Annotated in this window: 23 protein-coding genes; 8 read left to right on the top strand and 15 right to left on the bottom strand. The window is 43.8% G+C overall.

Going from position 1 to position 25701, the window contains the following annotated elements; translation table 11 throughout:
* Positions 1-36 precede the first annotated feature (36 nt).
* From AC1DQW_RS19510 to AC1DQW_RS19500, 3 genes are all read left to right on the top strand, one after another.
* Complete coding sequence (locus AC1DQW_RS19510) at positions 37-453, top strand: putative signal transducing protein (RefSeq protein WP_477404329.1); 417 nt, start codon at positions 37-39, stop codon at positions 451-453.
* A 115-nt stretch (positions 454-568) separates the two neighbouring features.
* The gene (locus AC1DQW_RS19505) at positions 569-1588 is read left to right on the top strand and encodes a glycosylasparaginase (protein ID WP_477455603.1); all 1020 of its coding nucleotides are present in this window, start codon (positions 569-571) and stop codon (positions 1586-1588) included.
* 6 nt (positions 1589-1594) lie between these two features.
* Positions 1595-2377 carry a copper homeostasis protein CutC gene (locus tag AC1DQW_RS19500; protein WP_477455602.1) on the top strand — a complete coding sequence of 261 codons (783 nt, stop codon included), beginning with the start codon at positions 1595-1597 and terminating at the stop codon, positions 2375-2377.
* A 215-nt stretch (positions 2378-2592) separates the two neighbouring features.
* Here AC1DQW_RS19500 and AC1DQW_RS19495 read toward each other — a convergent pair whose 3' ends face one another.
* From AC1DQW_RS19495 to fdhD, 9 genes are all read right to left on the bottom strand, one after another.
* Positions 2593-5448 (bottom strand): hypothetical protein, encoded by a 2856-nt coding sequence (locus AC1DQW_RS19495; RefSeq protein WP_477455601.1) that lies wholly within the window; start codon positions 5446-5448, stop codon positions 2593-2595.
* Between the two features lie 124 nt (positions 5449-5572).
* On the bottom strand, positions 5573-6094 hold the full coding sequence (locus AC1DQW_RS19490) for an O-acetyl-ADP-ribose deacetylase (RefSeq protein ID WP_477455600.1): 522 nt from the start codon (positions 6092-6094) through the stop codon (positions 5573-5575).
* A gap of 12 nt (positions 6095-6106) precedes the next feature.
* Positions 6107-6421 carry a ferritin family protein gene (locus AC1DQW_RS19485; RefSeq protein WP_477455599.1) on the bottom strand — a complete coding sequence of 105 codons (315 nt, stop codon included), beginning with the start codon at positions 6419-6421 and terminating at the stop codon, positions 6107-6109.
* Between the two features lie 341 nt (positions 6422-6762).
* Complete coding sequence (locus tag AC1DQW_RS19480) at positions 6763-7686, bottom strand: hypothetical protein (protein ID WP_477455598.1); 924 nt, start codon at positions 7684-7686, stop codon at positions 6763-6765.
* Between the two features lie 25 nt (positions 7687-7711).
* Positions 7712-9136 carry a hypothetical protein gene (locus AC1DQW_RS19475; protein ID WP_477455597.1) on the bottom strand — a complete coding sequence of 475 codons (1425 nt, stop codon included), beginning with the start codon at positions 9134-9136 and terminating at the stop codon, positions 7712-7714.
* A gap of 25 nt (positions 9137-9161) precedes the next feature.
* Positions 9162-11987, bottom strand: coding sequence for a TonB-dependent receptor (locus AC1DQW_RS19470; RefSeq protein ID WP_477455596.1), 2826 nt, complete (start codon positions 11985-11987; stop codon positions 9162-9164).
* Positions 11988-12543: 556 nt separating this feature from the next.
* Complete coding sequence (locus tag AC1DQW_RS19465) at positions 12544-14862, bottom strand: FdhF/YdeP family oxidoreductase (RefSeq protein ID WP_477455595.1); 2319 nt, start codon at positions 14860-14862, stop codon at positions 12544-12546.
* Complete coding sequence (locus tag AC1DQW_RS19460; RefSeq protein WP_477455594.1) at positions 14862-15215, bottom strand: DUF7009 family protein; 354 nt, start codon at positions 15213-15215, stop codon at positions 14862-14864. The genes AC1DQW_RS19465 and AC1DQW_RS19460 overlap by 1 nt, the downstream gene beginning before the upstream one ends.
* Positions 15199-16068 carry a formate dehydrogenase accessory sulfurtransferase FdhD gene (gene fdhD / locus AC1DQW_RS19455; protein ID WP_477455593.1) on the bottom strand — a complete coding sequence of 290 codons (870 nt, stop codon included), beginning with the start codon at positions 16066-16068 and terminating at the stop codon, positions 15199-15201. The genes AC1DQW_RS19460 and fdhD overlap by 17 nt, the downstream gene beginning before the upstream one ends.
* Before the next feature lie 125 nt (positions 16069-16193).
* Between fdhD and AC1DQW_RS19450 the strand changes: the two genes are divergently transcribed.
* The 3 genes from AC1DQW_RS19450 (at position 16194) to AC1DQW_RS19440 (ending at position 17443) form a co-directional block, all read left to right on the top strand.
* Positions 16194-16436, top strand: coding sequence for a MoaD/ThiS family protein (locus AC1DQW_RS19450; RefSeq protein WP_090649787.1), 243 nt, complete (start codon positions 16194-16196; stop codon positions 16434-16436).
* 148 nt (positions 16437-16584) lie between these two features.
* Positions 16585-17013 carry a GNAT family N-acetyltransferase gene (locus AC1DQW_RS19445; protein WP_477415303.1) on the top strand — a complete coding sequence of 143 codons (429 nt, stop codon included), beginning with the start codon at positions 16585-16587 and terminating at the stop codon, positions 17011-17013.
* Positions 17014-17020: 7 nt separating this feature from the next.
* Positions 17021-17443, top strand: a complete 423-nt coding sequence (locus tag AC1DQW_RS19440) for a molybdenum cofactor biosynthesis protein MoaE (RefSeq protein WP_477455592.1) — start codon at positions 17021-17023, stop codon at positions 17441-17443.
* Positions 17444-17525: 82 nt separating this feature from the next.
* Here AC1DQW_RS19440 and AC1DQW_RS19435 read toward each other — a convergent pair whose 3' ends face one another.
* The 5 genes from AC1DQW_RS19435 to moaA all read right to left on the bottom strand — a co-directional run bounded on the left by AC1DQW_RS19435 (position 17526) and on the right by moaA (position 22642).
* Positions 17526-18581 (bottom strand): ThiF family adenylyltransferase, encoded by a 1056-nt coding sequence (locus tag AC1DQW_RS19435; protein ID WP_477455591.1) that lies wholly within the window; start codon positions 18579-18581, stop codon positions 17526-17528.
* Complete coding sequence (locus tag AC1DQW_RS19430) at positions 18581-19765, bottom strand: NTP transferase domain-containing protein (protein ID WP_477455590.1); 1185 nt, start codon at positions 19763-19765, stop codon at positions 18581-18583. The genes AC1DQW_RS19435 and AC1DQW_RS19430 overlap by 1 nt, the downstream gene beginning before the upstream one ends.
* On the bottom strand, positions 19746-20216 hold the full coding sequence (gene moaC, locus AC1DQW_RS19425; RefSeq protein ID WP_477455589.1) for a cyclic pyranopterin monophosphate synthase MoaC: 471 nt from the start codon (positions 20214-20216) through the stop codon (positions 19746-19748). Before moaC ends, AC1DQW_RS19430 begins: the two co-directional genes overlap by 20 nt.
* A 119-nt stretch (positions 20217-20335) precedes the next feature.
* Positions 20336-21532: a molybdopterin molybdotransferase MoeA gene (locus tag AC1DQW_RS19420; protein WP_477455588.1), complete on the bottom strand. Its 1197-nt coding sequence runs from the start codon at positions 21530-21532 to the stop codon at positions 20336-20338.
* Positions 21533-21652: 120 nt separating this feature from the next.
* On the bottom strand, positions 21653-22642 hold the full coding sequence (gene moaA / locus AC1DQW_RS19415) for a GTP 3',8-cyclase MoaA (RefSeq protein ID WP_477455587.1): 990 nt from the start codon (positions 22640-22642) through the stop codon (positions 21653-21655).
* Between the two features lie 204 nt (positions 22643-22846).
* Between moaA and AC1DQW_RS19410 the strand changes: the two genes are divergently transcribed.
* The gene (locus AC1DQW_RS19410) at positions 22847-23998 is read left to right on the top strand and encodes an XdhC family protein (protein WP_477455586.1); all 1152 of its coding nucleotides are present in this window, start codon (positions 22847-22849) and stop codon (positions 23996-23998) included.
* Positions 23999-24015: 17 nt separating this feature from the next.
* A complete protein-coding gene (locus tag AC1DQW_RS19405) occupies positions 24016-24606 on the top strand; it encodes a nucleotidyltransferase family protein (RefSeq protein WP_477405232.1) in 591 nt (196 codons plus the stop codon).
* Positions 24607-24717: 111 nt separating this feature from the next.
* Here the strand turns inward: AC1DQW_RS19405 and AC1DQW_RS19400 are convergent, their stop codons facing one another.
* Positions 24718-25161 carry a KTSC domain-containing protein gene (locus AC1DQW_RS19400; protein ID WP_477405234.1) on the bottom strand — a complete coding sequence of 148 codons (444 nt, stop codon included), beginning with the start codon at positions 25159-25161 and terminating at the stop codon, positions 24718-24720.
* Positions 25162-25701: the final 540 nt, after the last annotated feature.

Genomic DNA, 25701 nt, shown 5'->3' with positions numbered 1-25701 from the left:
ACACGCTACATTTGTATAATTATTTCATTTACCATTATGGCAGCCGAACAAAACGATAAGATTATAACATTTGAGAATTATTATGATGTTATGCTGGCGCATATTATACGCACCAAACTGGAGGATAATGGCATTCCCTGCTTTATTGCCGATGAAAATACCATTACCGCAAACCCTATTTACAACCAGGCGATTGGCGGTATTAAACTAAAAATATTTGAACGCGACCTTGAACGTTGCCGCGCTATACTGGCTGCCGAGGGCGATTTGCACGACCAGGATCGTATTGAGATAGACGAAGAAACCAACAATGCGGTTATTTGCCCGTTCTGTGCCTCAACCAACGTTGGCCCCACCGATCCGGGTAAGTTTGCATCGCTTATTTCGGCGATATTGCCCTTTGTTAACGATAAAGCCTGGCATTGTTTTAACTGCCAGCAGGATTTTGAGTAAGAGCCCCAGGCCTGCACTCCCTGAGGATTGATAAGGCTATCGGTCTTTAGGCTTCTATTGTATCAAAACACCTACAATCGCTTTATTTTTTACCCGATTTAACTATATTAGCGGTATGTATAACCGCCGCGAATTCATCAAAATATCAGCTGCAGGCGCCTCACTGGCAGCAATTTCAAACTCAGCCATAGCAGAAACTATTTCATTAAAACCCAATCCTGCTTTACCTATAGTTATATCTACCTGGGATTTCGGGATTTATGCCAATAAAGAGGCCTGGAAAACTTTAGAAAAAGGTGGCCGCGCGCTTGATGCCATAGAGGCCGGTGCCCGCATACCCGAGCAGACCGACATCAGCAGCCATACCGTTGGCCGTACCGGTTTGCCCGATCGCGACGGGCATGTAACGCTGGATTCGTGTATCATGGATGAATTTGGCAACTGCGGTTCTGTAGCTGCGATGGAAGACATAGCCCACCCCATATCGGTAGCCCGTTTGGTGATGGAAAAAACCCCGCACGTAATGCTGGTTGGCGAAGGCGCTACCCAGTTTGCAGTTGAGCATGGTATGAAAAAAGAAAAATTGTTAACGCCGGAATCTGAAAAGATCTGGAAAGAATGGCTTAAAACAGCCAAATACAGCCCGGTAATGAATATTGAGAACGGCCATAAAGCCGGCGATAAATACAACCACGATACCATTGGCATGCTGGCCATTGATGCCAAAGGCAATATATCCGGCGGTTGTACTACCAGTGGCATGGCCTTTAAGCTGCATGGCCGTGTTGGCGACAGCCCCATTATTGGTGCTGGTTTATACGTTGATAACGAAGTTGGCGGCGCTACATCAACAGGTGTTGGCGAAGAAGTGATCCGTAACGTAGGCAGTTTCCTGGTGGTTGAACTGATGCGCCAGGGCTTATCGCCCGAGGATGCCTGCAAAGAGGCTGTTCACCGCATTATTAAAAAGAAACCTGATACCGCGAAGCAGATCCAGGTAGGCTTTTTAGCCATCAATAAAAAAGGCGAGTATGGTGCTTATGCTATACAAAGCGGCTTCTCGTTTGCCGTTTGTAACGCTAAACAACAGGATTTATTAATACCGGGCAAGAGTTATTACCCCGCTACAAAATAGTATTACATGTCCAAAACCAAAAATCAGGAGTCTAAACCCCTCAATCGCGTTTCGCTTGAAGTTTGTGCCAATTCTGCTACATCGGCAGTGGCGGCCCAGGAGGGTGGCGCAGTGCGGGTTGAACTTTGCGAAAATTTAAAGGAAGGCGGTACTACCCCATCGCACGGACAAATCCTGGTGGCCCGTAAGCTGCTCCATATAAAACTTTATGTATTGATACGACCAAGAGCCGGTGATTTTTTATATACCGACCTTGAATATGATATAATGATGGCCGAAATACGGTACTGTATTGAAGCAGGCTGCGACGGTGTTGTAATTGGCATACTTAAGCCCGATGGTACCGTTGATAAAGAACGCTGCCTCGAAATGGTACGCCTGGCCAAACAATCGGGTCTGGGCGTTACCTTCCACCGGGCTTTTGACATGTGTAACGACCTGTACCAGGCCCTTGAAGACATTATTGAGATAGGTTGCGACCGGATACTTACCTCGGGCGGAAAAAGCTCGGCTATAGAGGGCGTTAACGTTTTAAACCACCTGGTAGAAAAGGCGGCAGGGCGCATCAGCATTATGCCCGGCGCCGGCGTAAGCGAAAGCAACGTTGCCGACCTGGTTCATTTTACCAAGGTTACCGAAGTGCATTCATCGGCCCGAGTGTCCGTTCACAGTAAAATGCAATACCAAAACGATCATATCCTGATGAGCAACGCCTCTGCCGATGAGTTTACCACCGATGTTACTGATGTGGGCAGGGTGAAGAAATTGATTGAACTGGCTAATAGTTAGGAAACAACAACGACAACAACCATGTCATTGCGAGCGCAGCGCGGCAATCGCGAACGGTGCAGGTTCGCTCTGTATAGCATGCGATTGCTTCGTGCCTCGCAATGACATAGATTAGGTTAAAAAAAAGCACTGACTATCAGCGATTTGCAAACACGTCATTATAAAACACGAAGCAATGACGGTGTGGAGTGTATCTTGATTTTATCTCTGGATTCCTAAAAAAACGTTACCGGTAAAACCAGCTCTATCCTGTTCCTGCCGGTTCCGCCAAAAAAATCTTCATCCAGCAGACGGCTATACCTTATGCCGAAAGATATGCTGTTCTGGTTAAAAAACTTGGTATCAAAAAACAGCGTTCCTCCTGCCGAGCGGAAGTTTTGCTTAAAGCTGCTGCCATCGGTATAAAAATTATCGGATGAGGCGTGGGTATAATCAAAAAACAAAGCACCGCGCATGCGCAGCAGGTACACAACATTGCCAAAACCGGCATCGGGATAGGCTATCGGAAAATGGTAGGCAAGCCCTGCCTTATTCATATCATCTAAATTTTGAGCGGTATAGCCTTTACTAAACGGAAAATCATTGGAGTAACTGATCACATTATCCTTGCCCTTTTGCTGGTGCGCAAGGCTAATCACAAAACTGTGGTTGGTTACCAGGCCCGGGAAGTAAAATGTACCCGATGCCAAAAACTGCGTAGCGCTGGCTCCCGCAATTGCCGTTTTATAGTTTACACTAATGTTTTGCGCAAACATGGGGTATATATTTTTTTTAGCCCGCTGGGTTTGGTTACCAAATGAAACGTAATTGTTTAAATAAGTATAGCTTCTGTCGGCAAATTGAGCCGCGTAGGGCTGCTGAAAACTGGTACGGTTAAAATACAGGTCGCTGCCTAAAGTGAGGCCGGTAAAGTGTTTACCTGCCGAAAAAGTGAGCGGCACCTGCAAACCGCCATGCAACTGGGTTTCGTTCCAGTACACGTAGTTGCCTTTGGTAAACCCGCGCCTGTCTAAAGTATAATCAACCCCGGCAGACAGGTAAGGGAACAGCGCCCCATACACGGCTGCAAAGCCTAATTGCTTATAACCCTCATTGCTGTTATAATCAAAAGAAATCTCGGATTGGAGGGTATTTAAAACGTTCTGGCCGGTAATGGCAAAGGAATAGTTGGGATCGCTGATGTTGGGGATCAGGCTGTGAAAATTGAACAGTCCATGCGCTTTGGAATAACCGGTAACCGGCAGCGGTTTATCAACCACCGTAGCCAACATATTGGCCGATGAATCTTTGGTTAAAGCCGTAATACCAAATCCGGGCAGGCTTGTGTTTGCGTATAAATCCCCTGCGTCAATCCATTTCAGGTCTTTTTTATTTGCTTCGGTTATTTGATACCCCGCAGCTGTAAAACCCACCCAGGCCATTTTATGGGCAGATACAGCAGGCTGATAGTTGCCTATTGCCAAACTGCTGGCAGCTGGCAGTAATTCGAAAAGCCTGTTGCTGTTTATCATCAGGGCAAATAACCTGTCCTGGGTATTAACTACGTTTGTAAAATATACCGTATCCCCTTTAACCGCTAAAAAACCTATCGGCTTAAAAGTGAAGGGCAATAAATACCGGGCATCCCCTGTTTCCTTATTAATAAGGGCCAGACTCATTTTGCCTTCGGGGTTCCTCACTGCAGAAATCAGCTTATCATCTGTATAAAACTTCGGATAGGTATAAAATAGCTTTTGCGGGTTTGGTACCGTTTTAAGCAAGTTACCGTCAGTGTTTAATATATGCAGTTGGCTTGCACCCGATGGACTAACCTGTACTGCTACTATACTTTTACCGTCGGCACTAAAAGCAGGCGCAAAGTATTTGGCTTTTTGGGTAATGCGGCGCTCCTGGCCGGTATTAGCATCAAGCAGCATCAGCTCACTATAATCGCGATAACCCCAGCGCAGGTCTGAACGGTAGGAGGCATATACTATTTTACCATCGTGGTAATCAAAGTAATTATCGATCGAGTAAGAACGCGTACTGATCTTACGTTCACTATTACCCGTTTTTACTACAAATGCGGGGATCTCATCATAGCTACTTTTCATGTAGATGAGCGTACTGTCGTTCACAAAGGCCGGGTATTCCCTGTTGGCATCAAAATGTTTAGGGATTTTTACACCAGGTTCGGCATTTATGTTCTGGGCATCGTCCTGTAACCGGGCTTTAAAACTATCAAATGCCAGGCTGGTAAATGCTTTAAAGCTTGTACCGGTATACTTTTTTACCGCCCTTTGAAAAGGATAGAACCCGGTGTAAAAACCTGCCGCGTCATGTGTAACATTCTTCCAGATGTTATCACCATACTTTTCGCGCCCGTAGGCTACCAGCATATAACCCAGCGGATAATGATCGGGCAAATAATCGCGGTACGAGCCATTGCGCAGCTTCATATAGCTATAATTTTTACCCGCAGCCCATAAAGCCCTGTAACCATTAAAAAAGTAAGGTAAACGCCCCCGGCCCTGCGGACTTACGTGGGTTTCGTTAAATACGGCATCGCCCTCAAAAAACCAGTTGGGAACCGATAGATCATTACCCAAAGCCTGCCCGCCCTCGCCAAACAGGATATGCAGAAAACGCGACAGACCCACATTAAAATTATTATACTGCTGCACATGCCTGTACTCGTGAATGGCCAGCTGAGCCGTCCAGGGCAGGCTGCCAATATCAAAACTGTTTTGTTCGGGGGTTAAAAAAAACTCGCTCCTGAAAGGCGCCAGCCCAACATAGGCGTTGGCAATGGTGGTTTGATTTTGCAAAACAATACTGATCTGCTTTTGCTTATAGCCAATGGTTGGCTTTACCAGCCCATTCATCTGCTGTACAATATTGGCCACTTTTATACCCGCCGAATCCATCCCCGCAGGGAAAATAACCTTAGCTGCGGGTGTATTTACCTGTTTCCATTTAATTGATGGCGGGTTGCCGCCAAACTCCTGGGCACCGGCAAAGCTTGCTGTTAAAAGCAATAAAGGCAACAGTAGCTTTTGTAAATTTTTACAGGCAGCGGGGTATTTGTTCATCGGGGGATGAAAGTAGGTACAATTTGCAATTTAAACAACAGTGGCGTGCCCCGGAGAGCAATGCCAAGGTTTTCGCGCAAAGACGCAGAGACGCAAAGGGATTTGCTTATTTCTTCTGACGGCCTTATTTCAGCAAGTCCGAATATATGCCGCAATTCTCATCATCAAAACAAACAAAAGTTACCTGTTTAATGCTTTGGTTCTCTGCCAAAAAATCCCGAACGGTTTTTATGGCGATAGCGGCAGCCTCCTCTTTGGGAAAGTGATAGATGCCTGTGCTGATATTGGGAAAAGCAATAGTTTCCACATGGTTTTCGGCCGCCAGTTTCAGGCTGTTTAAATAGGCCGAAGCCAGCAAAGCATCTTCGCCCTTACCGCCATTGTTATAAACCGGCCCAACCGTATGGATCACATATTTGGCTGGCAGGTTGCCACCGGTAGTAATTACGGCCTCGCCGGTTTTGCAGCCACCCTGCCGGTTACGGATTTGGATACACTCCTCCAATATAGTTTTACCGCCCGCGCGATGTATGGCGCCATCCACACCTCCGCCGCCTAATAGTGAGGTATTGGCAGCATTCACTATGGCATCAGCCTTAATTTTGGTGATATCGCCCTGTACCAGTTTTATTCTTTCTTCGGTCATGACGATAAGATCTTATTCTGCAGCTTCTTCGCCTTTTGAGCCAAGCTCAACAATATCCCCTTTCTGAAACAGGATGGCTTTTAAAGTGGTACGCCATACCGGTTTTTTGCGCAGTAAAAATTCAAGGTCCATACCAAAATGTTTAAACTCTTCCTGCTGTGCATTTTGCATAATGGCTTTGGCGTCTTTGTCGGTTTCAACAGCAATACGCTGCTCGTACCAATTAATGGCTTCGGCTTCTTCGGTAAGGGATACAATCATCCGGGCAAAGGTGCGGGTTTCGGCAGATAATTCGTTTACGGGTTCGTGGTATTGATCAAATGACATAATGCTTTTTTTATTAATAAAAACATGATGTACTGGTTTTGTTTGGGTGGATGGATATTTTCGTCCCCTCAGGGTCTCTCCAATGCTATTAAGTTAAGGAAAATATTAAAATTTTAGTTTCGCGCAAAGACGCCAAGACGCTAAGAAAAAATAAGCAAATCACTTTGCGCATCTGCGTCTTTGCGCGAAAAACCTCTTAACTTAATAGCATTGGAGAGACCCTGAGGAGACAAAAAGTTTGCCCTGTTATTTCCTTTCATAAAAAGAAATTGTAGCCAATGTTCCCGGATAGTCCCTTACTTCAGTATCGGTATAATATCCCGAGCGATCTGCGGCAAAGCCTATCCCTTCGCCTTGCGGTTCGTTATTAAAATAAGGAGCATATTGCGTTTTGTAAGTAAACCGGCCGATATTGAGGTGCCGGGAGATAATTTCCAATACCAGATAGCTTCTTTGTTTCGGAGCAAAATTTCGGTTCCGTCGGCAGCAATATCACCACCTGTAGCTTTATTAAACAACAATTTAACTATCGGAGTTAACGTAGTTATTGCGGTGGTATTTTGGGGATACCTTGCAGTATAAATTTTTGAAACATTATTTTCTTTACTTGCTATGTAAAGATCTTTTGTTTGCGGATCAACCATCAATGTTTCAGCATTACGGGGGCCGTCGGGATATTTTAATTCTATCTTATCAACATCATTTATATCTATGGAAACCGGCAAACTCTTTCCTGTTAAATCGGGTTCAGGAAAACGGTAGATGAGTATGGTTTTGTATTTAGCATCATTATCGCCAATATCGGCCACGTAAACGTAGCTTTTCCCGGCAACTGGGCCAGGGCCAACGGCAATGTCTTCCCAATCCCGGTTACTTTCCTGTGTTAAAGTCAGTGTCCCTTTATCTGCTCCGGCCCCATCAGTAAGATACACCTGGTTAGGGTTGCCGCTGTCATTATGGATATACAACAATCCCGGATTTGCCCTGCTTGCCGCTATCCCGGATATCTCTACCAAATCTGTCCTGAAAAGATGATTAGTTACCGGCACCGGGTTAAATAGCTTAGTGGTATCCAGCGACGCCGGATCATAGGCAGGAGATAAAAAAGTAACCAGTGTTACAGGTGGCTTTATGGCTGCGGTATCCCGGGTAGCCACCATTGTATTAGCCGCTTTTTTACATGCAGCCGCAACAAGTATTAAAAAACAAAACAACCCGCATTTAATGTATTTTGTTATACTGTTTACATTAAATGGGGTTGTCATATTAAGCTTTATTTAAAATATGCGATTAGTGATGATTACCGGTGCCATCTGCCTGGTAGCAACCAATATCTTTTCCTGGCGGCGTTATTTCGCTTGAACCGAAGTTAGGATTAACAGGAACATTTGTTATGGCAGTAAAACCTGTATAACCTTTGCCAATTGCCGGGGAACCCGACTGCAGATGAAAATCGAAACCGTCAACAGATGCCTGGTTTACAAAATTTAAATTTGGAAGCGGATAGTTTACAAACGATGGATTGTTTTTCCCTACTAATGATGATCCATCATATTTGAAACCAAATATGTATGATGCACCTAAAAAGGCTTTCATATTTGGAATATCAGTTGCTTGCGGATGTGTAACTACAGCCTGGGCTATGTTGGTAGGTACAAACTGACCGGCAATGGCTGCGTTATCTGCATAATAAAAGTTGTAACCGTAGGCCGTTTTGGTTATAGGGCCATCAGCGTGCGTTAATGTATCGGCTAGGTATACTTTAGCTGTAACATTATTACCACCCGCTATGCGTACGCCAAAATCGCAATCAACAATTAAGTTATTGTAAGCCAAAGCCCTTGAGTTGTTTTCTACTTCAACAGATCCGCTACGGGCACCATAAACACCATGGTTTCTGAAACCGCCATTTACATAGGTATTGTTGTACATGGCTATCTGGCACTGAATTGATGATTTTGCACCATCATTTGCAGATTTTGTTCCATTGGTAGCTCCGCCGATGATCAGGTTATAGGCCATGTTACCCTGGGTACCGCCTTTGGCATTAAAGCCGTCGCCGCCAAGGCCGCCACATTTTTCTAACGTGTTTCTCATCATGTTGATGTGGCCACCGTAAAAACGTACAGCATCATCAGGTGTACCATATATCCATGAATCTTCTAAAATGAAGTTTCCGTTCGGGTTTTGCCAGTAAATGGCATATTGGTCGCCTGTAGATGGGCCGGTGAACGGAGGAGATTTTAAACCTGCACCTGCAAAATCAAGGTGGGTCCATTTAATTACCAATAAGTTACAGGTTACATCGGCGTATATACCACCCCAGCCACCCGCATAGGCAGAATCTGTTGCTGCCGTTGAATTACCTGTAGTTTTGGATCTGCGCGGATCAGTTATAGTAACCGGAGCATCTTTTGTACCTAAACTAACCAACGTGCCTTTTACAATAAACGTAGCCGAATTGGTAACATTTACTTTAACACCCTTTTGAATTAAAAGTGTATCAGTAGCATTAATGGTAACATCGCCGGATATGGTATATGTTTTGCCTGCAAGCATAGTTCCTTTGATTGAACCTGACAAAGGAGCTGTATTGCTTACGGCCTGCCCTACCTGTAAAAGAGGAACCGATATCACGGCGTTATCTTTACTTTTGCTGCAAGCTGCGAGTGCCAATACGGATAGGCAAACCAGTGCATTTCTTAAATTTTTCATAATTAATCGGTTATTGTTATTTGTTTTAAAATTTGAATCTGAAACCAAGTGTATACCTGGCATAGTATTTTGCATTTTCGATGGTAGCATAATCCGGGCTATTCTGCATCGGCAACTTATAATTGCCGCTATATCCCCTGTTAGTTTGTTTCACTATTAATTGATATGGGGTATTCAATAAATTATTCGCCTTTATATAAATGATATAATGTTTGCCAAACTCCTTTTGTCCGGAAAAATCGAGGTTGACAGTGGCCTTTTCCCAATTGTCTAAATCCTTGTATTTAGAAAGGGTATTTATTCTTTCACCCGTATAAACCAAGGCTAACTGTGCATCTATGCTATGTCTTGTATCCTTATATAGCAATGAAAAATTACCAACATTGGCAGACTGCCCCTGCAATGGTCGTGGAAGGTTGACAAACGTTTTGTGAAAACTATTGTCTGCCGGATCGGTATAATCAAATTCTTTAACCGAGCTAATGCGCGAATGTGTATAGGTATAATTACCGGCCACTCCAAACACACCAAAAAACTTTCTGAAAACCATCTCGAGGCCGTAATTATGGGCTGTACCATAATTCTCCGGAATTAACAGCAAATCGGCCGCATAACTATTTTGCGTTAATCCATATTCAATAGGATCAACAATTCTTTTATAAAACGCGCCCACCATGAACTGATCAAGTCCGTTTGGGAATACCTCGTAACGAAAGTCGTAATTATCAACAACCGTATGCTGCAGATTAGGATTACCCGATGTAGTGAAGTTATCAGATTCAGTTTTGCTTGGATAAGTTACCAGATCGGCATAAGCAGGACGAAAAATTGATTTAAAATAGGAAAGGCGAAGCGCCTGCGTGTTGGAAAGTGAATATTTGGCGTTTAGGCTTGGTAAATAATCAACGTAGTTTATAGTGCCCGATTTGCCGGCAAAAGTTGCAGGTAACGAGGAATCGAAATGTTGGCGCGTGGTTTCTACTCTTAAACCTAATACAACGTCGATACGATCATTAATAAAATATTTTTCCTGTATATAGCCTGCACGTACATTTTCTGTAAATGTATAAACCCCGGCATTACTTAACGAGTTTCCGAATGCGTCGGTATAAGGCGCAAATGTAAATTGAGATGCAGGGATTGAAACGTATTTTTGGTAACTTGAATCACGATCATTCAGCGCACTTAATTTATATATATTATCATAGTTATCCCTGCTTTTATGCCTGAACATTGCTCCAAACCCTAAAATAGATTTATGCCCCGCTATAGGTTTATCGTAATGAAAGTTTAAATAGCCTGCAAGGTCCTTATCTGTATTATGTGACCATTCCCTTGTTTGCGGACGCGTTTCCACCGGTCCATAAGCAAGCGAGGTAGCTGTACCGGATGAATTAGGGCTAATTTCTTGAGTTGTGTTAAACGATGCTATATCCGGCAGCTCCTGCTTTGCCTGCGAAAGCACTAATGACCAGTCGGTAGTTAAAAAATTGGCTAATTTATTGTTCCCGTGTAGTATTGTGCTGTAAATACTTTGCAGAGTTTGCCTTGTTTCCGTTTCATAACTTTGCTGAAAACCACCGGTATAGCCGTTATACGAGTAATTGCCTAACAGTAAATCATTAGTAAGTCTTACCCTGTTTTCGTTTAATTGCAGGTAGGTACCAAATAGGCTGATTGAATTATCGTGATCAAACTTATAATCGATAGTTGAGATAAGTCCCAGCCTGTTTGTAAGCAAGGAGTATTTTCTATCGAGGTACTCCGGAAAAACCTGGATCATTTCGGCATTAGCGCCGGCAGCCGGGGCCAATGTGGCGTTTTCAACCAAACGGAATGTGTTATTACCAGCATAAGTGTTTTGGTAAGTGCCTGAAAAAATAACGCCCAGTTTTTTATTCAAAAACCTGTTTCCTATTGTTAAGCTTACATTGGTATTTACAGGAGTATTCTTATTAGTGGTAATCAGGTTTTGATACGGAAAGTCAGAAATGTTGGCTGCGGTACCCGTTCCCCTTAATTCGGCAGGCGATTTTTCATTTACTGAAGATGTGTTAAACCCTTTAAATGACCGGTCACTAAATAATTGACTATAGCCCGCTCCAACATTACCCTCCACCCTCAGTTCGTCGGGTGCTGTTTTCATAACCAGGTTAATCGATCCGCCGGTTGCGTCGCCTTCCATATCCGGCGTTAATGATTTTGCAATTTCAATGCGTTCAACCAGGTCGGCCGGGAAAATATCCAGCGGTACATAGCGGTTCTTATTATCCGGGCTGGGAATTTTCACACCGTTTACTAAAGTGGTGTTGTATTTTTTATCCATTCCCCGGATAATGGCATATTGGCCATCGCCGCTATTACCCCGTTCGACAGAAACACCCGGAACACGTGCCAGCACATTGGCTACGGTAATATCGGGCGAAATGGCAATTGAATTGGCCGAAACTATGTTAACCAGGTTATCGGCCCTTTGCTCGGCCCTTTTTGCGTACCTGTCAGATTCTCTGCTGCCATTTGCCGAAATTGTTACCGTTTTTAGGCTGGATGTATTTGAAACGAGGTAAAAGTTTAGCTTTAAATCTACATTATCGCCAACTTGTACAGTTGTATCAATGGGTAAATACCCTATATAAGAAACTCTTACCCTATAACTTCCGGCTTTGATGTTATTTAGGGCGTATTTTCCATTAAGCATGGAAACCGATTTAATAGTGCCTGGTTTTAAGGCTACTGTAGCTCCTACAAGTTGTTCATTAACTACTTTATCAAAAACATACCCGGTTATAGTTGAAGCATAAGAAGATGGAATGAAGAAAAAAAGAATTAAAGCGGTGTAAATTTGTTTCATTAACGCATTATTTTGCGCAAATAAACCCTATCAAATCTGTAGCAATTCTGAATTTTTACACGTTTAGAATTTGTTAACTAAATGGTGTTTTTAACTTAACAAACACATTAACACTTCATCAAAAGCACATTTTTTACTAACAATAAATAAACACCGCAAAGCAGTAACTTAACATCAGCTAAATATATTTTTTGGCTTACTGACCGATAAGTTCGCCCCGAAGTACAAAACAATTGATGGTGAATGCCCACAAATGGAAGTGAGTTGTTTTATAATTGTTTTGCCGATTTTTCAAAGCCGTCAATTTTTCGTAAATTTGCATAGCAAACAGCCCGGTTATCTTTATAGAATAACCGGGCTGTTTTGGCAAAAAAGCTCCTTGAAATATTGAAAATCTCTACTTTTTAATTAACAAACTTAAAATAAGCTTATTGATATTTTTTCAATCTAAATAAATCTCATTTTTTCAAATACTTTTCTGCTATTTAATACAGATTTTTCTTAATATTTCTCGATTTTTTAATGATTTTTAAGTATAAACCAGGTTTTATAGCATTTAATTATCCAGGTGTTTTTTGATGCTGATAAACACCAGTTTTGAGGTGGGCGTATTGCTTTTCTCGGCCACGCTATCAATCGGGATCAGCACATTGGCTTCGGGGTAGTAAGTCGCGGTGTTGCCTTCAGGGATGTTGTAGGGAACCACCACAAACAGGCGGGCCACACGCTCAACCCCGCCAAAATTATTGTAAAGGTCTACATGCTCCCCTTCCTTGAAACCGGCTTTGGCAATGTCCTTCTCATTCATGAATATCACCCGGCGCTCGTTGTGGATTCCGCGGTAGCGGTCGTTCAGCCCGTAAATGGTAGTATTAAACTGGTCATGGCTGCGGATAGTGGCCATCCGGTATTCCCCTGCGGCCATTTGGTGTTGGGGCAGACCGGCAATATTAAAGCCTATTTTATCACCATACTGCACACTTTTAAACTTACCCACACGCGGGCCATTGGGCAGGTAAAAACCCGCGGGGATGCGCACCTTTTGGTTATAGTCCTCAAAACCAGGGATTACTTTGGCAATTATATCGCGCACAGCATCATAGCTATTTGCATAGGTATCCCAGTCGACAACCGAGCGGCTGCCCAACGTAGCTTTAGCCAGGCGGCAAGCTATCTGGTTCTCGTTCAGCAGATCTTTAGAAACAGGTTTAAGCATACCTTTTGACATCTGGACCACACCCATCGAGTTTTCACAGCTGATGAACTGGGCTTCGCCCCCAACCATATCCCTATCACTACGGGACAGGGTTGGCAATATGAGCGCTTCATCGCCATGTACCAAATGGCTGCGGTTAAGCTTGGTTGATACGTGGACCGACATTTCCAGTTTGCGCATAGCCTCGGCCGTGTAAGTAGTATCCGGCGTAGCCGAAAGAAAGTTACCGCCCATGGCGAAAAAGACTTTAAGCTTACCCCTATGCATGGCCTGTATGGTTTCAACCACATCATAACCATGCCTGCGCGGGGGCTCAAAGCCAAAAACCTCTTTAAGCTTATCCAGTTGCCGGGGCTGCGGTTTATCAAATATCATCATTGTGCGGTTGCCCTGTACATTGCTATGCCCGCGTACCGGGCATAAACCCGCACCGGGCTTACCTATGGCGCCTTTCAGAATAGCAAGATTGACTATCTCCTTTACGGTATCTACCCCGTTTTTATGTTGCGTAACGCCCATAGCCCAGCAAATAATAATGCGGCTTTTGTTCTTCAGCATGTCGGCAGCCTGCTGAAGCTGATCCAGGGGGACACCAGCCTCATTGGCTAAATGGTTTATATCAAATTGATTAAGGTGATCCAGGAATACTTCATAACCTTGGGTGCTGTTCTTTATAAATTCATGATCAAACACCTTACCGGGGCTTTCCAGCTCGGCTTTGTACAGCAGTTTTTCTATAGCTTTCAGCAGGGCCATATCGCCATTGATCTTTACCTGCAGGTACAAATCGGCCAGTTGGGTGGTTATTCCCAGGAAACCTTTTACTGTTTGCGGGTTTTTAAACCCCATCAGCCCGGCCTCGTGCAAGGGGTTTACCGCAATTATTTTAGATCCGTTCTTTTTGGCCTTTTCCAGCGCAGTAAGCATCCTTGGGTGGTTGGTGCCCGGGTTTTGGCCTATGATGATGATCACATCGGTATCATAAAAATCATTAAGGGTAACTGTGCCCTTGCCTATACCTATCGCCTCGGCCAAACCAACACCGGTAGATTCATGGCACATGTTTGAGCAATCGGGCAGGTTATTGGTGCCAAACTCCCTTACAAATAACTGGTAGGTAAAAGAGGCCTCGTTGCTGGTGCGACCAGAGGTATAAAACGCGGCTTCATTTGGTGAGGCAAGGCTATTGAGCTTAGCGGCTATCTTCTTAAAAGCGTCGTCCCAGCTAACAGGTTGATAATGAGTGGCTCCTTTTGACAGGTACATGGGTTGTGCTATCCGCCCTTTTTTACCTATCTCGTAGTCATTCAATTTAGCCAGATCGGCAACAGCGTTTTGCGCGAAGAATTCAGCTGTGAGTTTTTTGGTTGTAGCTTCCTCTGCAAGGGCTTTTGCCCCGTTCTCGCAATATTCGGCAATGGGCGACCGGTCGTCGTCCGGATCGGGCCAGGCACAGCCAGAGCAGTCAAAGCCATCCTTCTTGTTCATTTTAAACAGGCCTTCCATACCGCGCACAAAGCCCGATTCCTGCAAAATATCAACCATAGCAACAGTTACCGCGGGAATGCCGGCTGCCCATACTTTTGGCTTGCTGATTTTCAGGTCGAGCAACTCTTCAGGGTTTTCTGCCGACGGCTGTTCTTTAGCATCCTTATTCATCACTTTTTATCGGCTAAAGGATTGGGGTAGTTGTCGCTCTGATCTTCGGCCACATTATCAAGGCAGGTAAAATCTTTCTCTACCAGTAAGTGTAGGCTGCCGTGTTTACCCTCAAAACCAACCTTATCCGTTTCCGCAAGCGCTCTGATCACATCATTGGGTACAAACAGGATAATGGTATTCTCCCTGAATATCGACGATAGGTGATCATCCTCAACCACTTTAATGGCATAATATAACTGCTGGCTGCCAAAGTCGACTTCTTCCTGCAAGTGGCCTTCCTCTGCCAGTTGCACTACATCGCTTTTGGTAAGCCTGTATCTTAATGAATTGCCTTTAATACGTATTTTCATAATTTGGTATCAATACGCGGTGTGCCGCGGTGTAAATATTAAAACGCTCGTCGCGCAGGAAACCTATCAGGGTAATATTAAATTCTTCGGCTAATTGTACGGCCAGGCTTGACGGAGCGCCTACTGCCGCAATGATATTAATCCCGGCCATAACCGCCTTTTGTACCAGCTCAAAACTTGCCCTGCCGCTTAAAAGCAGTATAGTTTGCTGCAGGGGGAGCCAGCCATAACCAAGGGCCGCCCCTATTAATTTATCCAGCGCGTTGTGCCTGCCTACGTCCTCGCGCAATAATAATAATTCGCCTTGCGTGGTGAATAAAGCCGACGCATGCAAACCGCCGGTATCAGCAAATATCCGTTGATTCCTTTGTAAAATAAGGGGCAGCCGGTATAAAATATCCGCAGCAACGGCATCCTGATCTGCTACCAGGCCGCTAAAATTGCTTACCGTACGAATGGCATCAATAGAGCCCTTGCCGCATACCCCGCAGCTTGATGTGGTATAAAAATTACGCCTGCTATTTTGCAGGAGCGGTACAACACCGGGATTTAAGGTAACCTGGATTACATTTTCCTTGTTTTCTGCACAGGCAATAAAGCAATGAGCGGTGGACGTAATATCATCCGCATTTTTTATAATACCTTCTGTAAATAAAAAACCGTTCGCAAGTTCGGCATCGTGCCCCGGCGTACGCATGGTAACCGAAATATTCTGTACCTGCTGTTGCCCTTCCTTTCCATACTCCAGCCTTATCTCCAGGGGTTCTTCAATAGCAAGCGCATCGGTTGCCCGGATGTTGGTTGCAGCTGTAACTTTAACAACAGGTATTTGATGTGTGGATTTAACGGCCATATGTAAATATACAATTTAGCATACAAGTTGTTTAGTTCGCCGGCTTGCTAAAGGGTGAGTTTTTGAATATCAATTATTTATAATTCTATGGTATATTATATCTCTTTTTGCCCTAATTTTGAGAGATGAAGATCAATGTGCTGGCATTTGGTGTAACAAAGGAGATATTCGGAAGTTCGCTGGTAAGTTTGGAATTAACAAATGACGCTACCATTTACAATTTAAAGTATGTACTTGAGCAGCAATATCCACGCTTAAAGCAATTGGCATCGTATATGGTTGCCGTAAATAACGAGTATGCTTTACCCGGCGATACTATCCACGAACGCGACGAAATAGCTATTATTCCGCCGGTAAGCGGGGGATAGTTTTTTTGGACAAAGGATTTTTGGACAAAAGAGCAAGGACTTATTTTCTGTTCGTTTAAACATATACAAGATTTCTTTATCCTTGTTCGTTCAATCCTTGCTCCTTGTTCTTTCAATCCTTATTCCTTCAATCTTTTATCATAAAAAAATGAGTATCAGAAGAGCCACTTTGGCCGATCAGCCTGCTATATCAAACTTACTGGATCAATTGGGTTATCCGGGTACGGAAGCTTTTTTAGCGGAGAACCTGGAACAGATGCTTAGTCAGCCACAATCGGAAGCTTTGGTTTATGAATTGGATGGGCAGGTTGCAGGCTTTATTGCTTTTGATTTTTTAACACAATTGGTAGTTAAAGGCAGTTTTGCAAGGATAAGTTGTTTTGCCGTAGACGAGAATGCCCGCAGCAAAGGAGTTGGAAAATTATTGGAGGAACATTTTACAAATTTGGCCACGGAAAAAAAATGCGACCGGATAGAGGTGCATTGCCACTCGCGCCGGGTTGACGCGCATCGTTTTTATGGGCGCCAGGGTTACCATGAGTCGCCGAAGTATTTGATGAAATCGTTAATTGATTAAGCAATCCATGAACAATATACAAGTATTACTTTCTGCGGAAAGCCTGAATGCACAATCCTGTATTGACTGGGTGATGTCGCCGGAATCTGGCGGAATAGATGTATTTATTGGTACCGTACGCAATGCCACCAAAGGCAAAGCTGTTTTAAAACTCGATTTTGAAGCTTATGAGCCTATGGCAATAAGCGAAATGGAAAAGATAGCCAACCAGGCCTTTGAAAAATGGCCGGTACAGAAAGTATTGATCCACCACCGTACAGGGGCCTTACAAGTTGGCGAAATACCGGTGATCATAGCTGTATCTGCCGCGCACCGGGATGCTGCATTTGATGCCTGCCGCTATATTATAGATACCCTGAAACAAACCGTACCCATCTGGAAAAAGGAGGCTTTTGAAGATGGCGAGGTCTGGGTGGCAGCACATCCTTGATTTATTTCGGATTTGCGATTTACGATTTCGGATTTTATAAGAAAACGGATAGTATTTTACCCGCAGGAAACATATCATCTGCCTATTCTGTATATGAACTCAATCCACCTTCCAGCGATAATACATCAGCCTCGGGAATCCTTTTCAGGATCAGCTTTACCGCTTCGGCGCTTCTTTTGCCGGTTGAGCAATACAACACTTTAGTATTGGTACTGGTAAAGTATGGCATATCTTCTTCCAGCTCATCTAATGGAATATGGGTGCCGCCGATATCATAGGCATCACGTTCCTGAATTGTACGTACATCAATCAGTTCAATAGTATCATCTTCCTGCATGCGTTTTTTAAGTTCTTCTGCAGATATGGTTAAAAAAGTAACCGTAGCAGCCAAATGCCTGATATGCGTTTTGGTAACCAACCCAATTTTAATAATGCGGCTCTGCATGCTTTGGGCATCAAAGATCAATACTTTACCGGCAAGCAGTTCGCCGGTTTTGGTAATGTATTTAATTACTTCGTTGGCCTGCATACTGCCTATAATACCCGCCAATGTAGGGATCACACCACCTTCTGTACAATTAGGAATCTGGGTGGCATCCACCTCGGGGAAAAGATCGCGGTAATTGGGTGACCATTGCCCATCCTTATTAAGTACATTCCATACAGCTACCTGGCCTTCAAACTGGTAAATAGCTCCATAAACCAGGGGCTTCCCACTTAAAACACAGGCATCATTTAATAAATAACGGGTCTCGAAGTTGTCGGTGCCATCAACTACAATATCGTACCGGCTTACAATCTCTAAAACATTTGCCGAAGTGATCTTATCCCTATGAGGCACCAGCTTTATACCCGGATTTTGTTTTTGCAAACGATGGCAGGCAAGCATGGTTTTTTCCTTTCCAATATCGCCGGGCGTATACAAAACCTGGCGATGCAGATTACTTACAGAAACCACATCAAAATCGGCGATGCCTATAGTACCAACTCCTGTTGATGTTAGGTACTGTGCAGCCGGGCAACCCAGCCCTCCTGCTCCTACTATCAGTACTTTTGCCTGCTGCAATAGCTGCTGTATGGCTTCGCTGAAACCAGGCAGGGCAATTTGGCAGCTATATCTCAGATCATCGGTATCCATTAGCTTGTGGCTGTTTTTTGATGTATAACCCGTTTTATTCTCTCCAGTTCATCGGGCGTGTTCACATTGGTTAATGCCTCCGGCTCTGGCGGGTTTAATAGTGTGATATCGGTATTGATGAGCACCTTGCGCGGACAAGAATACCCCTGCGCCAAATAAGATAATAACACAGGATAACTTTTTGGCTCCCAAATAGCAATAAGCGGTTCAGGAAATTCTGTAACAGGACTATGGTAGGCTGTTGCGATGGAAGAACTGTTACGCCAGGCCACTAAATTACGCAGGGTGCCCTCATCCATCAAAGGCAGATCGCAGGCGATAACCAGCCAGGCGCTATCCGGTTGTTCCCTGAATGCAGATAATATCGCCCCAAAGGGACCAAGCCCCGTAAAGGTGTCTTCCAGCGATGGGTATTGCTTATCTATTTCGCCTTGCTGACCGGGCCTGCAGGAAATAAAAACCTCGTTGCAGAAAGGCTTTAGCATATCAGCCATGTAGTAGCGCTGGGCCTTGCCATGCCAGTTTACGTTCCCTTTATCAAACCCCATGCGCAGGCTTTGCCCACCTGCCAAAACCAATCCGTTTAATACAGGCCTTACCTGCAGTAAATTGGTTTCAAAAAAAGCTATAATCCTTTCCCTGTCCGCTATTTTATAAACGGGGATCTGTTGCCAGTTGGGAATAGCCTCCTTTATAAAATCAAAAGGCTCGTCGCTGTATTCGGCTAATAAAAACAGCTGTACGTTGGTTAACTGTTCAACCCGTTTTTGTAGTGACGCCTTTTTATTAATATCGATAATAACAACCTGCGCGTTTGCCTGCTGGTGGTTACCGTTCACCAGTACCAGGTCGGCATTGGCAAATTGCTGTTTAAGCTGGTAAGGCATCAGCGGGTTTTGAAAGTTAAATTGCTGGTAGTTTACCTGGTCGGTATAATCCACAATAGCGCCACTTGCCAACCGGCCTGGCACCTGTGTAATATCATGATTGTGTGCAGTATCGGCATAAGCACATTTATAGCTTGCGGATAAAGCAGCTATTACATCATCGGCCAGTAATTTTATTACTGTACACGGCCCGCCAACAATTGCCCACTCGTTTCTTCCAAAATTCCCGGTGGAAGGCCTTGCCAGTTTGGCGTGTTTTTTATGCTTGCCTTCGGGATTATGCTCTTTTAAAATCACGTTTACCTCCTGTTTTTGCTATCAGTTTGGTTTCTTTTATCACAATATCATGGCTCATGGCCTTGCACATATCATAAACGGTAAGCGCCGCTACAGAGGCCCCAACAAGTGCTTCCATCTCGATACCCGTTTTGGCAGTAATGCTCGCGGTACATTCAATCACAATTTCCTGTTGCTCATTCACTTCAACAGTAACCTGGCAATTATCCATACCCAAAGGGTGACAAAGCGGAATCAGCTCGCCGGTTTTTTTGGCCGCCATGATGCCAGCAATTATCGCTGTTTGAAAAACAGGTCCTTTTTTGCTCATCAGGTCACCATCTGCCAGGTATTGTAACACCTCATCGGGCAAAACAACAATGCTGCGTGCCGTTGCGGTACGATGAGTTACCTGCTTTGCAGATACATCAACCATTGATGGGTTGCCTTGTTTATCTATATGGGTTAACATTATAATTTTATCTGAACTCGAATTAAACGAATTTTTAGAATTAAAGAATTGCTTTGCAGACGGTAATTTATAATTGCGGAAATAATTCAGCAAATCCTATAAATTCCTGAAATTCCGGTTCAGACAAACTTCCATATCCTAAACACCTCTCCCTGCTTAAAATCATCCCTTTCCATAGGTAATTCTAAAAAAGCTTCGGTATCTGCTAAGTTAGCAAAATCGCCTGAACCATTTCCTTCTACAGGCGATGCCATTAATTGTCCCTGCAAATTACTGTTCAGTTTCACCTGCAAATAATATTGCAAAGGGGGCTGAAACTTAAAATCCTTATCTAAAACAGCATAAACGGGCGATTGTTCTGCCAAACCTAAGGTTGCATTTAACCAGGTTAAAAAATACCGGTGCAGGCACATGAATGTGGCTACCGGGTTACCGGGAAAGGCAAAAACCAGCGCTTTATCCTGGTACCTGCCAAACCAAAATGGCTTACCGGGGCGCTGTGCCACTTTATGGAAAATTTTCTCGGCCCGCAAATCTTCCAATGCCTGGGGGATATAATCAAATTTGCCCATAGAAATACCGCCGCTTAGCAGCAGTACATCATAACTTAACAGGCATTGCTGAATTTGTGTCTTCGTAATTTCAGGATCATCCGGGATATGTACGATATCCGGCTGCAGGCCATGCTGCTGCAAAACCGCTTTAACCGTGTAGCTGTTTGATTTACGGATCTGGTATGGCGAAGGCGTTTCATGCACATCTACCAGTTCATCGCCCGATGATATAATGACTACTTTGGGCATTTTTTTTACCAGCAAATGAGTTTTACCAACCGATGCAGCCAGGCTAATGATAGCCGGTGTAACCAACTGGCCCGATGGTGCCAATATCTCGTGCTGTTTTTTATCGGCGCCTTGTACATGAACATTTTGCCCTTGCTTAATCCCCTCCACTTTAATACCGGCTAAACCTGCCCTCATCTCCAGATCCTCGTAACGGATAACCGTATTGACCGACAACGGCAAAACCGCCCCGGTCATAATCTCGATACACTCGTTGTGGTCGCTAATTTCAACAGGTCCATCGCCCGCGGCCTGGGTTGCCTTTATATGAAATGTGCTGATGCCATTTTCAACAGCCTGGTAATTAATGGCAATGCCATCCATAGTTACCCGGTTAAAGGGCGGCAGGTCGCGGTCGGCCTTTATCGGTTCGGCCAAAACTTTACCCAGTGCCAGTTCAAAGGGTACAGTTTCATCACCATAATCTTTTATTTGGGCAAGTATTAGTTTTTCAGCTTGTTCAACAGTTGTCATAGTTTTAGCTAAAAGCTAAAGGCAGAAAGCCTAAAGCGTTTTCCTTGATCTTAGCAGTGTATAAATATAAGAGCCCTCATTGCATCGGCTTTCTGCTTTTAGCTTTTAGCCTTAAGCTTACTACCCCCCGATAGAGGCCATTGATTCATGAAGCCCGGGGTGTATCACGCGCGACTTCTCGGCTTCCCAGCCATCTGCAGCGCGGTTGCCAAAAGCATCCAGCAAAACCGATCGCAATTCATCATCGCTGGCACCGTTGCGTATCAAATCCTTAATATTAAGCCCGCCATCATCATATAAACAGGTTTTTAATTCGCCCTGCGGGGTTATCCTGATCCGGTTACAGGTACCACAAAACGTGCGCGAATAGGCTGCTATGATACCAATTGTACCTTTATGCGCCGGTATTTGATAATTATATGATGTGGAGTAAGCCGGATCGGTTAGTTTTTGGATCTGCGGATATTTATTTTTAATCTCATCCAGTATGCGCACATAATCCCACTGCAAACCGGTATAAATGTGTCCATCGCCATTAAAAGGCATTTCTTCTATAAACCTTACACTTACGGGCAAATCTTTGGTCATTTCAACCAACGGAATAATATCCTGCGTGTTTTTGCCGTCCATTACTACCGCGTTTATTTTCACCTCGATATCATGCTGYAGCAAAGCCTCTAAAGCGGCCATAACATTGGCAAATTCGTCCCGGCGGGTAATGGTGAAAAAACGATTGGCGTCCAGTGTATCTAAACTAAGATTTACCGATCGCACGCCTATTTTTTTAAGTTCGGGCACAAAAGGCGCGGTTAAAACCCCATTTGTTGTAATACTCAGGTCCTGTAATCCATCCAATTGCGAAATAGAGGTAAGCAGGGTCATAATATCCTTGCGTACAAATGGCTCGCCGCCGGTAATACGGATTTTTTGGATGCCCATTTTTACCAGCAGGGAACAGGTGTGCAGCATTTCCTCGTAGCTCATCAGTTCCTTACGGGATAGCCAGTTGAGGCCATGCTCGGGCATACAATAAAAACAGCGCAGATTGCACCTGTCGGTCACCGCAAGGCGAAGGTAATTGATGTTTCGGCCGTGATTATCTATTAACAAGTTATAAAATTTACAGTGTACACAATTTAATCAACAAATCTGTGGTTTTTAAGTTTAATGAACGTTAATGTAAAAATAAAAATTACAAATTTGAACATTGTGGTTTAAATGTACTTTTTTATAGCTTAGACATGATAACATTAATTTATAAAGCAGGGAATCCTGCTTGCGCCACGATATTCGCAAAATTTACCATATCACCCCGTGAAAGAATTAAAAGACATAGTAAACGCCTTTGATAAGGCTGATAAAAGCGGATTACAAACGGCCTTAGCCACCGTTGTGCATGTAGAAGGCTCATCATACCGCCGTGCCGGCGCTCGCATGCTGATTACCGAAGACGGGCAGCTTACGGGCGCTATAAGTGGTGGCTGCCTTGAAGGTGACGCCCTGCGTAAAGCCCGACTGGTAATGGCCCAAAACAAGCCCATGCTGGTTACTTATGATACCACCGATGATGACGATGCCAAACTGGGCGTTGGTTTGGGTTGCAATGGAATTATCCATATACTGATTGAACCCATTTTTGCCGGTAAACTGAATAATCCCATCCAACTTTTTAAGCAGTTTTTAAGCAAACGCGAACCGGTTGTACTTGTTACCCTTTTTACCATGAACAACAAGCAGGCTGCCCAACCCGGTACATGCTTATTGCTTGATAAAAACGAAGTGATAACAGGAGATTTTCCCGACGAAGATATCAAAGACGCGTTATTAGCCGATGCCAAAAATGTTTTAGTAAATGGCAATTCGGTAACCAAAACTTATTTATACGGCGACAAATTCACCTGCTTTATTGAGTTGTTGCAGCCTGCGGTTTCGCTGATAATAGTTGGCGCAGGTAATGATGCCATACCATTGATGCAAATAGCAGCGACACTCGGCTGGCAGATCTATATTGTTGATGGCCGGTTGAACTACGCCATTGCCGAAAGGTTCCCGCTTGCCAAAAAAATCATTGTTTCAAAACCGGAAAACGTGTTGTCGCAAATAATTATTGACGAACGTACATTAATTGTCCTCATGACACACAACTATAATTACGATCAATGCGTATTAAAGCAACTGCTGCCGCTCAGTCTCTCTTACATCGGGGTACTGGGACCAAAAAAACGTTTGCAAAGAATGTTGGATGAATTTGCCCAGGAGGGCATAAAAATCACTCCAAAGCACTTAGAAAGCGTATTTGGACCGGCGGGTTTGGATATAGGATCAGAAAATGCCGATGAAATTGCGCTCTCCATCATTGCCGAAATGCAGGCAGTGCTAAAAAAAAGAGCAGGTACTTCATTACGTTATAAAACCAGTATCCATAGCCGCGAACCGGAGCAGATTATACAGCAGCCTATGCACTAACAGTAATTAACAAACGCATGACCGGGATAATCATACTTGCCGCGGGCTCATCAAGCCGCTTTGGATCGCCAAAACAAAACCTTGTTTACCAGGGGAAAACATTATTACAAAGAGCTATACAAACGGCACTAACTTCTGCCAGTTGCGAAACTGTGCTGGTAGTACTGGGAGCCAATGAAGACGAGATTAGACCAAACATATCCGACCAACAGGTGAACATTGCTTATAATCCGCAATGGGAAGAAGGTATGGCTTCATCTATCAGGTTAGGGGTAGCAGAGCTGCAAAAGCTTGAACCGTTAACAACATCGGCCATATTGATGCTATGCGATCAACCTTTTGTTGACTCCTGGCTTATTTACCAGTTAACAGAACGAAAAGCAGAAAACGATAGCGGTATTGTTGCATGTGAATACAAAAACACCTTTGGCGTACCCGCTTTATTTGATAAAAAGCACTTCGGCGAGCTGAAGAGTTTAACGGGGAACGAAGGCGCTAAAAAGCTGATTGGCCTATATCCCGACGATGTGGCAACAGTCCCCTTTGCCCTGGGAGCTATTGATATTGATACCATTGAAGATTACGAACGGTTGAATAACCGGGCTTGAAGGAGAAGTTCTGAGTCAGTAGTCTTAAGTCGGAAGTCCTGAGTCAAAATTAACCTACGATTTTAGACTTCTGACTTAAGGCTTGGGACTTAAGACTTCGAACTTAAAAACTTACGCCGTTGCAACAAGCTTATTCACGCTCCTGTAAACATATTCGTTATAAATATGCCTGCGGGCAAACCTCCCTGGCGAATCGGCATTGATCAGCTTTATATAAACCGCCTTTGGTACATCAAAATACTCGTAAGCGTTACCATCTAAAAATGTAATTTTTAGTACCTGCGATTTGTATTCAAAATCGGCAATGTTTGATGACGAAGTTGTAAGTGTATATTCGTTTAAACTCTGACCGCGGGTTTCGGGGGCAATGCTTACCAAAAAATGGTAGGCTTCAATAATGGTTTTGCTTTTCTCTTCGGCCTCAACCCTGCTCTCATCCTGGAATTTATCCGGATGCCAGGTTTTCATCATATTGCGGTAGTTGGTTTTTAATTCCTGTAGTTCGGCAGCCTCGTTTACGCCCAAAAGCTTCCTGTAGTCGACAATTTTTTTCATGCTATTAATTTTATTTATTGTCGTTGAAGCAGAAAGCATTGAAATTAAGCGCTTTGTTTTCAAGAAAATAATGGCGCAAAGTTACACTTTTTAAGCCATTATTTATAGGCCGGGTTACGAAATGATTTAAGAGATGTTTTGTTGTTAACATTTACTTAAAATGCAAAGCCGCAAATGCCGGATTTGCCCCCAGCGTAGGCGCATATTTACGTCTCCAACTGTACAGGGTAACAGCATAAACTCAGAAGACTTGCATGCGTGAGACTTTTGACTAATAGGGCAATGCCTGCGGCCCGGGCTCATATCTTTATATTTATATAAATCAGAATAAAAGGAGGCACTTTGCGCCCGGGCATGACACGTAGTAATTATGATGTTGACGGTATAGGGTTATCCTCCTTTTTTATTTCTTAAAGTCAGAACAGTACCTATTGACAGGTTTCGCACCTGATCAGCTATTAACATGAGCAAAGACTTAAAAGAGGTTCCTGATGATAACTATAATTTGTAAAAGCATGAAGAATTTAAAGTATTAGTATT

Source organism: Mucilaginibacter sp. P5_A4 (assembly GCF_056400605.1).
Note: the sequence above shows the minus strand (reverse complement) of the source record. Positions and strands in the feature narration are given on the sequence as shown.

Bases quoted from the DNA above. Each gene is read 5' to 3' on its own strand.
- AC1DQW_RS19510 (WP_477404329.1), top strand. From the start codon at position 37: ATGGCAGCCGAACAAAACGATAAGATTATAACATTTGAGAATTATTAT.
- AC1DQW_RS19505 (WP_477455603.1), top strand. From the start codon at position 569: ATGTATAACCGCCGCGAATTCATCAAAATATCAGCTGCAGGCGCCTCA.
- AC1DQW_RS19500 (WP_477455602.1), top strand. From the start codon at position 1,595: ATGTCCAAAACCAAAAATCAGGAGTCTAAACCCCTCAATCGCGTTTCG.
- AC1DQW_RS19495 (WP_477455601.1), bottom strand. From the start codon at position 5,448: ATGAACAAATACCCCGCTGCCTGTAAAAATTTACAAAAGCTACTGTTG.
- AC1DQW_RS19490 (WP_477455600.1), bottom strand. From the start codon at position 6,094: ATGACCGAAGAAAGAATAAAACTGGTACAGGGCGATATCACCAAAATT.
- AC1DQW_RS19485 (WP_477455599.1), bottom strand. From the start codon at position 6,421: ATGTCATTTGATCAATACCACGAACCCGTAAACGAATTATCTGCCGAA.
- AC1DQW_RS19480 (WP_477455598.1), bottom strand. From the start codon at position 7,686: ATGACAACCCCATTTAATGTAAACAGTATAACAAAATACATTAAATGC.
- AC1DQW_RS19475 (WP_477455597.1), bottom strand. From the start codon at position 9,136: ATGAAAAATTTAAGAAATGCACTGGTTTGCCTATCCGTATTGGCACTC.
- AC1DQW_RS19470 (WP_477455596.1), bottom strand. From the start codon at position 11,987: ATGAAACAAATTTACACCGCTTTAATTCTTTTTTTCTTCATTCCATCT.
- AC1DQW_RS19465 (WP_477455595.1), bottom strand. From the start codon at position 14,862: ATGAATAAGGATGCTAAAGAACAGCCGTCGGCAGAAAACCCTGAAGAG.
- AC1DQW_RS19460 (WP_477455594.1), bottom strand. From the start codon at position 15,215: ATGAAAATACGTATTAAAGGCAATTCATTAAGATACAGGCTTACCAAA.
- fdhD (WP_477455593.1), bottom strand. From the start codon at position 16,068: ATGGCCGTTAAATCCACACATCAAATACCTGTTGTTAAAGTTACAGCT.
- AC1DQW_RS19450 (WP_090649787.1), top strand. From the start codon at position 16,194: ATGAAGATCAATGTGCTGGCATTTGGTGTAACAAAGGAGATATTCGGA.
- AC1DQW_RS19445 (WP_477415303.1), top strand. From the start codon at position 16,585: ATGAGTATCAGAAGAGCCACTTTGGCCGATCAGCCTGCTATATCAAAC.
- AC1DQW_RS19440 (WP_477455592.1), top strand. From the start codon at position 17,021: ATGAACAATATACAAGTATTACTTTCTGCGGAAAGCCTGAATGCACAA.
- AC1DQW_RS19435 (WP_477455591.1), bottom strand. From the start codon at position 18,581: ATGGATACCGATGATCTGAGATATAGCTGCCAAATTGCCCTGCCTGGT.
- moaC (WP_477455589.1), bottom strand. From the start codon at position 20,216: ATGTTAACCCATATAGATAAACAAGGCAACCCATCAATGGTTGATGTA.
- AC1DQW_RS19420 (WP_477455588.1), bottom strand. From the start codon at position 21,532: ATGACAACTGTTGAACAAGCTGAAAAACTAATACTTGCCCAAATAAAA.
- AC1DQW_RS19405 (WP_477405232.1), top strand. From the start codon at position 24,016: ATGACCGGGATAATCATACTTGCCGCGGGCTCATCAAGCCGCTTTGGA.
- AC1DQW_RS19400 (WP_477405234.1), bottom strand. From the start codon at position 25,161: ATGAAAAAAATTGTCGACTACAGGAAGCTTTTGGGCGTAAACGAGGCT.